Source organism: Psychroflexus sp. MES1-P1E, assembly GCF_002836055.1.
Taxonomy (GTDB): domain Bacteria; phylum Bacteroidota; class Bacteroidia; order Flavobacteriales; family Flavobacteriaceae; genus Psychroflexus.
Map to the genome: position 1 here is coordinate 1 of NZ_PJBS01000116.1, position 7,778 is coordinate 7,778.

The window sequence follows — 7,778 nt, forward strand, 5'->3', positions numbered from 1 at the left end:
GACATTATAGGTTTAAATTGTTATAAAAGGCATCATATAACTCGATATATAAAAAATAGCGGTCTAAGCGCTGAAATGAAAGTGAAATTTATAGATCTAAAGTTAGTTTTAAACTGAAAGGTCAGTACCTTAAAATCTGCTACTTTTTATGGACTAAACGTTAGCGACAATTGTTGGAAAATGAAACACTTCAAAGCAATATGCAATAAAATTAATGGGGATAAACATGGAATTTTTTTTAACCAATCATATCAAAATGATAATTAATTAAAAAACTATATGAAAAAAGGAAATAAATTAGCTGTGGGAATAGCCATTGGAATTGGAACTGCAATTGGAGTTGCCACCGACAATCTAGGTTTATGGCTTGGTGTTGGAGTAGCAACAGTACCTGCTTGCAGGTTTACAAGCCTTAAAACTGCACATAAATAATAAATTGTAACGTTTTAGGTTACTCATTTTACCTTTCCAGCATTTGTTCATTTTATCCTTTACGATATAGGAACCTTCTAGTCCGTCTATTCCAACTTCCTCCTTAAAATAAGCGAGATATTCTTGATTTAGAATCGGGACGCCGGTATAACTCCACGTTTTAAATTGATTTAAACAAATAGCATAAAAGCGATCTCTATTTATAAGAGGTGAAGGCTTATGATGTGCTCAGAATTACAATCTAAATTCTAGCAACGCATAAAAGGTTCTTGGCTGGCTGGGTATAATGCCTGGCCCTGGATAGCCTGTCGCGCGTCTTGTAAAATAACTATTATTCAGGACATTATTAACACCGGTCTCTAGTGTAAATTGCTTGTACGTATACTGAAAAGAAGCATCTAGAATTCCATAAGAAGGGATTTCACCTACAATACCACTAGCGCCATCAAAATCTCTTTCGGCATTTGAAGCATCTGTAAACTGAGAACTTAAGTAGGTATATTGAATACGTCCTAAAAAGTTTTTATACCCAAAGCCCATCCCTGTTTTGAAATTCACAAGAGGGATAAACTCTACTTTTTTCCCCTTGACGTTATTAAATTCTGACCTTATATATTCACTTTCAGTTATCGACAAATTAGAAAACACATTAAGCTTATAATCTTCTTTTTTGAAAAAAGTTTCGTTGATGTTCCAATCCACAAAAGACTCTATTCCATAACTTACTGCATCTCCTATATTACTTCTAAAGGGTACTACACCGCCAAACTCCCCTCGTGTGTTGACTACCCCTAAACGATCATTATAGCTCAATAAAAAAGCGCCAATATCAAACCGCACTAAGCGTCTAAAAGTTCCTCTTGCACCTATGTCAAAGGTGTATCCATTTTCATCTCTAATGTTTTCATCTATGACTAGGGATGGATTGTCAACTCTAATATCATCAAAAGTTACTGAACGATAATTTTGACTCACATTTCCGTAAAACTCCATACTTTTTGAGGCATCATAGCTAATGCCTAGCCCAAGCAATAAAAAATTACGCTCAAAACTCCTGTTTTCCTCAATGGTTTCATTTCGAATGGGGTTGCCTGCGTTATCCAGATTGATGTTTTTATAAAACCCCTCCGCGTTTGTGTTAATATATTCGAAACGGGCTCCTGGAGTTACTTTAAATCCTTCTGCAATATTGAAAATTTGCTCTCCAAACAAGGCGACATTGGTATTGGGAAATGTGTATTGATTTTGACGTTCATAATCTGGGAATTCATCTAAGGCAAAGTTAAAGTCGGCATCACTATTAGTTGTTCCAGGGCCTTGTTGAGATACGTTATTAGACTGATAAAATTTTGCTCCCAGAAGTGCTGTTGTTTGCATATCAAACAAACTATATTCTGTTAAAAATCTACCCTCAGCTCCCCAGTTTTTAAAAGCACCTACAATGAGCTCTCTAGGGGCGTCTAGGTCGTCTGCTTGCGATACTCTGTTTACTCTAAAACCAACCGATTCCCTAGAAGCGTCTAAGGCAAAAATATTTAGGCTAGCTTTTGTTTTTGTTGAAAAATCATGGGTGAGTTTTAGCGCATATAATTTCCAATCTACTTTGAACCAGTTACGCGTTCTGTTACTAAAAGTTGGGTCTTCTTCAAATTGTTTATCGGTTAAACCACCGGGTTGTTGAGCCAAATAATTTAAAGAGGAAAACTCAAATACCGCTTTGGTTTTTTCTGAAAATTGATATCCTAGGTGTGCAAAACCTGTAAAAGATTCAAATTGAGAATTAGGTCTGAAGTCATTTCCATTTTTATAATTGCCGAAGGCATAGTAGCTAAATTTACCCACTGTGCCACTCACGCTATTAAAGCTTGTAAACAAATCATAACTCCCCACAGACTGCCTAGAAATCCATTCAATTTTTTTGTTGGGATTGGGTTTTTTTAATTTAAAATTAATAAGCCCGCCAAACTGCGTACCGTATTGTAACGAAGCTGCACCTCTCACTATTTGGATTTCTTCAAGGGCCTCAGCAGGGGGTGTATAATAACTCTCTGGATAGCCTAGCACATCTGCACTGATATCATAGCCGTTTTGACGGGTATTAAAATTAGCTGTCCTATTAGGGTTTAAACCACGTGCGCCAATATTTAGTTGTAGTCCTGCATCATTATTTTCATAAATATTAAGCCCCATTACCTGTGCATAAATTTGGCGTGCGTTTCCGCTAGCAAGATTTACGGTAAGGTTATCTATCACTACGACTTCACTTTTTTTACCCGCATAAATGGCAGTACCTTCCACATCTCTTAATTGCCTTAAAGCAAAAATCTTTTCTTTTCGCTTTGTAATAACGACTTCGCTTAAAGACTCGCCCAAAGGTTGTAATTCAAAATTAAGTCTTGTATTCGTGTCAATTTCTTTTGATATTTCAAAGACATCAAAGGCAAAAGCAAATGCCGCAATAGTATAGGTACCCGCAGGAAGATTTTGAAAAATATATTCGCCGTCTTCATTTGTCTTTACTGAAGTAGATAAAGTTATATTATATACCTCGGCATTGGCAATAGGTAATTGGTCTATGGCTGAATCTATGGTGCCTGAGATGGAGTATTGAGCGAAAGCGTGAAAATTTAGAACTAATAAAAAAATACTGATTAATATTCTCAATTGCATAAGGTTTTATTGTGATGTTTTTGATCCTTGCAGCTAGATGGCCTCATTTTTAGAAATGCTGTAAAGACTCGACTATAGTCCTTCTATTTTATCATTAAATGGCAAAAGCCAATCTTTTGGTGCAAAACTATCTTTTACTTGCATTAAATCTATCTTGGGATCAATATAGGGTTGACTCAATCTACCATTCAGCGCGACATAACTTTCTACAAATACCGCTATGTTTTGATGGCCTTGTGCTCCAAAATGAGTTCCTAAAAAATGAGCGTATTCTAAAATAAAATCGGGTTGCGTACTCATTTGTTTTTCTTGGAAAGGGGTTAAAAAGTCCCTATTGTCTATGGCAAATTGTTTTCCAGATTGGGTGTCTTTTACCGTAAATTGTGCATAACCTGCTTTTTCCATCAACATGACTCGCCATGAAAACCGATAGCCTTCTTCAGTCCAAAATAACTCACCAGGATAGGCAAGATAGCGTAATGGTATAAGAGTTTGGATGCATAAAAAAACAGCTATAGTGATAGGGGCGATTCTTGAAATTGATTGTTTTGTTGAACAAAAAGCCAACCCATCTATTTTTTCTTTTGAAATTTTAAACACCCTACTTATAAAAGCAAGTATTTTATGATGTACGGACGCATCAAAAAAGATAAGCGCGCTCACAATCATGACGTAAGGGAAAATACCGATAGGAAACAGCACTCTGGTTAACACATGGAAGACAACCACTACAGCAAAAGCAAACCAGCGGGTGCGTTTATAGAATAACAAAAAAGGGATGAGTAAATCATAGCCTGCACCTCCATAACTAAATGCGTAATGCACCCATTCCTGTTGCATTAAATCCCCTAAGAGTGGAATATCATATTTTGAAGGCAACCATATTTTGAGAGGCATAGCTTCCACTAACCAATCGCTATTGAGTTTTGCTAGGCCCGCAAAAAAATAAACAACCGTCAGCATTACCTTTAGACTATCTATAGTCCATTGAGGAACAGTAAATGAAGCTAGTGAAGTATTGCGATAAGCATCAATAGAAAAATAACGATGAGCTGGAAGAAAAATCATCATAAAACTCACACAACTCACAAAGTAATAATGATTGAGGTAAGTGGTTTTATCCATCAGTTCTATGTACGTAAAACTCAAGAAGAAAAGGATAACAGCTATTCTATATTTAAAGCCTAAGGCTACACATAAAGCTGATATACCACAGATGGCGAATAGTCCATAGGTATAGATTCCCAAGGGTTGTATCCACTCAAAACCATAATAACTAAAAGAAAAGGAAGGCTGAAGGTATAACTTATCAATCCATCCATAGGACCAAAAGCGTATGACACTAAAGAGCATCATCACTCCAAAGAAAACGCGAAAGACCGCCAAAGGGGCGGCCTCTACTTGCTGCTTAAAATATGTTGTGAACTTATTGTTCATTAGTCGCCGTCAGCGTCTACATAGTCCACATCAATGCTTAATGCTTGTAACATATCTACTTTGATGAAAACGACATTACGTTGCAATTCATTATAGGTTTCTAACATTTTATTGTTATCATTTTCAATTTGGATAGTAAAATTGTCATTTAAGGTTTTCGCCTTCTCCTCAGCTATATTAAATTGTTGATTGATCAAAACACTTAAATCATCTCCTCCTTTAATGGAGTTTAAAAAATTTAAATAATCTTTAAAACCAACTCCTGCGGTAGTGCCATCGAAATGCTCTCCATTAAAAAAGTCTTGTGTTGTTTCAATAGAAGCCAACAACAGCTCTTTGGAGACATCACCTTTATATAGGGCTTCCACATTTTGTGGTAAAGGATCGTTAGAAAAAATACCTGCTGGGATTCCTACCTTTCCTGCGCGAAGAGACTTTTCGTAATAGTAAATAAAATCATTGGTCAATTTATCTACAGACCCGTTGACTGAAGAAGCTGTATTTGTAACAAAGGAATCTCTAAATGGACCAGTCCAACTTGTAACCACTTCTTCTGTTAGCGAGTGAATCGTTTGTGAAACATGACTTATTAGAGTTTTATAAGAGTCAGCATTGGTATGAGTTGTGTAAAAACCTAAGGTTTCTTCATTGGTCTCACCTAAACCGTACAAGAGGTAATCTAAAGCGGGGAATCCTTGTGCATCAAAAGAAGATGGGAGAGCAAAATTGATATTTCCATTTTCTATGTAATCGTCTATTTTTGAGACACTGGTAGGATAGGCATTTAGCCTATCTCTATAACTAATTTCCTCAGCTTTGCCTATTTCAAAAATCGACACCTCTTGAAAACTTATATAAGCATTAAACCAACTGGATTGTAAGGATTCTAAATTAACAGTAGTTGGATTATCTACAAAGGTTTGCGTTGCGACTTCAAGAGCACTTGTTTTAGTTTCAAAATCAGTAAAAGAAGGGATAATGATGTTATCCGCCCAATTAATTAACATTACGCCACGATCAAAGTTAAGGTTTGTTCCCTCCTCTGGATTTACAGTATCATCGTCAGAACAGGAGTAGGTTACTAAAGCACCTAAAGTTATTAGGGTTACTATAATATATTTTTTCATTTTCATTTTTTTTGGTAGGCGAATTAGTTATTTGCTTCCTCTACAGTGAAATCGAACCTTGCAGCTATTGTATTAGAAAGCTCGTCTAGGGTTTCAAAAGAGATATCCCACAAGCCATGATCAGAACTTTCAAGCATTTCTGTTAAATACCCATCAACTTCTTCGCTTGAAAAATTAGGCGCGTTTGTGTCTGGATTTCTTGTAAAACGCAAGCTGTAAACAAATCCATAACCTTCAGATAGATCGTGAAGTGCTGCCCCTATATCGCCATTGTTAAATCCAATTTTTGCTATTTGTAAGTAGTACACTGCTCTAATGCCTATCATTTCTGAAATTTCTTTACGGATTATTTCTATTTGCCCGTCTCTTAGTTCATAATCCTTCGCTACAATAGCCGCACGACCTAAGGCAAAAGCATCAAATACTCGTTGAGGAGCCTCTTCAAAATCTGGATCTCCTGCTTGACGTCCCAAATATTTATTCAAATAGTTGTCATCTTCACCAAGGCTAAACAATGGATTTGCCGCGTCAGGAGCATTTCCGAAAATATAACCGTAAGCTTCATCCCACTTGTGTTCCATGGTTGTATAAGCCTTTCCTTCCTCTGTGACTTCATTTGTATTATTTTCAATATTTTGTCCAGCATCTAAAACAGCTGTGCTAAAATAATTGTTTAACATTTGGTCTGTCATCAAAGCACCTAACAATCCTTTTACAAAAGCTTGATCGTATTCTAGTCCTTTGGCATTGATGTATCGAGGGGTGGTACCTTCAGCAATCTGACCAGGTACGCCGGGTTCTGCTACAGAATTCCACGCAGGGAAAACTTCATTTACTTGGCCTGCTATGAATGTTTCAAAATCTTGTTGTATTTTAGCAGATTTTACAGTGTTGGAAGCAAAGAAATCGATAGAAGTGGCTACTTTACTTTTTATATTTTTACCTGAACTGTTCAGCGTGTTATTAGAAAAATTATTAGCGCCTTCTTCGTGGGTGTACATAGCATTTAAAGATTCGACTGTACTAGTGGACGGTTCAAAAAAGGCAGGAATCATTTCTTCAGCCATTTGGATTCTGGTGGTTTGACCACTAAAACTTACAGTAGACACTCCGTCACGTTCAAAAACATATTCCGTTGGTGTTGTGATTTCATTTTGAGTCTCAGGACTATTATCATCATCATCACAAGAGAAGAATAAAAAAGAAGTTAGAGCTAAGGGATATAAAAATAATTTTTTCATTTTAAGTTATTTAGAGTGAATTTAAATAGTCGACTAATAAAAGCGCAAATATAAATGTAAAACTGACTTGCGCAAATTTATTTAGATTAAATCTTAATAAAAATAATGTTAAACTTTAATAGTGTTAGAGTTAATAAGTCTTGAACTATTCAGCTAGAGCTCGCCTTTTTTTCAGTTTTAAAATTTAAATGTAACCGATGAAATTATAGGATTAAAGAAAAACAGTTGAAGAATTCAATAGTGGTGGAAGTCCACCACTATAGGTATTGAAATTGATGATACAACCTGATTCCATCAATGAGTTACTATACCAATTTAAACCTATAATGTCGCAATAAATGACCACTACAAACGGTTGCTTCACTTTATTTCTAAATGATGAGTTTCCCTTTACGAAGAAAGAAGAACCATCTCCAATAATCCCTAAGGTAGAAAATCTTGAGCAAGACTTGAAAAGCATGCCTCGCCTAAAAAGGCGATGTCAGTCAACTTCCGTTGAGGTTTTTATTTTACGTAGAAAGAGGAACTATCCAGGTTTTCATTTTTTGAGGGTTTGCAAGCCGAAAAATAAATCATAAAATTTAGTGACATCGAATTAGCTCCTTTTTGACAAAAACTTGGGAATTCTCAATGATTTTAGTCTGTTTAACATCAAATACCACTATCCCGGAGTATTAGAAATTTCAAATAATAAAATTCATCATAGTTCGGAAGTAACTTTTCTAAAGAATTTTCCCAAGCTATCACCTATCTTTTAAATTATTCAAGTCGCTTATGCTATCCCTTATTAGAAATTTCAAAGGAGATAGTAAAAATTGTGCAACCCAAATAATTTTTTATAATAGCTGCATTTTGTAAAGAGTTTTTAAAA

Annotated in this window: 6 protein-coding genes; 1 reads left to right on the forward strand and 5 read right to left on the reverse strand. The window is 35.7% G+C overall.

Going from position 1 to position 7,778, the window contains the following annotated elements; translation table 11 throughout:
- Positions 1-279 precede the first annotated feature (279 nt).
- Positions 280-432, forward strand: a complete 153-nt coding sequence (locus tag CXF67_RS18060) for a glycine zipper domain-containing protein (protein ID WP_180957881.1) — start codon at positions 280-282, stop codon at positions 430-432.
- Between the two features lie 234 nt (positions 433-666).
- On the opposite strand, the gene CXF67_RS03135 is transcribed toward CXF67_RS18060, so the two are convergent.
- From CXF67_RS03135 to CXF67_RS03155, 5 genes are all read right to left on the reverse strand, one after another.
- Positions 667-3,102 carry a TonB-dependent receptor domain-containing protein gene (locus tag CXF67_RS03135; RefSeq protein WP_102087424.1) on the reverse strand — a complete coding sequence of 812 codons (2,436 nt, stop codon included), beginning with the start codon at positions 3,100-3,102 and terminating at the stop codon, positions 667-669.
- A gap of 72 nt (positions 3,103-3,174) precedes the next feature.
- Positions 3,175-4,539 (reverse strand): HTTM domain-containing protein, encoded by a 1,365-nt coding sequence (locus CXF67_RS03140; RefSeq protein WP_102087425.1) that lies wholly within the window; start codon positions 4,537-4,539, stop codon positions 3,175-3,177.
- Entirely contained in the window at positions 4,539-5,666 is a 1,128-nt protein-coding gene (locus tag CXF67_RS03145; RefSeq protein WP_180957882.1) for an imelysin family protein, read from the reverse strand. Before CXF67_RS03145 ends, CXF67_RS03140 begins: the two co-directional genes overlap by 1 nt.
- A 23-nt stretch (positions 5,667-5,689) precedes the next feature.
- Positions 5,690-6,907 (reverse strand): DUF4856 domain-containing protein, encoded by a 1,218-nt coding sequence (locus CXF67_RS03150; RefSeq protein ID WP_102087427.1) that lies wholly within the window; start codon positions 6,905-6,907, stop codon positions 5,690-5,692.
- A 211-nt stretch (positions 6,908-7,118) separates the two neighbouring features.
- On the reverse strand, positions 7,119-7,367 hold the full coding sequence (locus CXF67_RS03155; protein ID WP_102087428.1) for a hypothetical protein: 249 nt from the start codon (positions 7,365-7,367) through the stop codon (positions 7,119-7,121).
- Between the last annotated feature and the right edge of the window lie 411 nt (positions 7,368-7,778).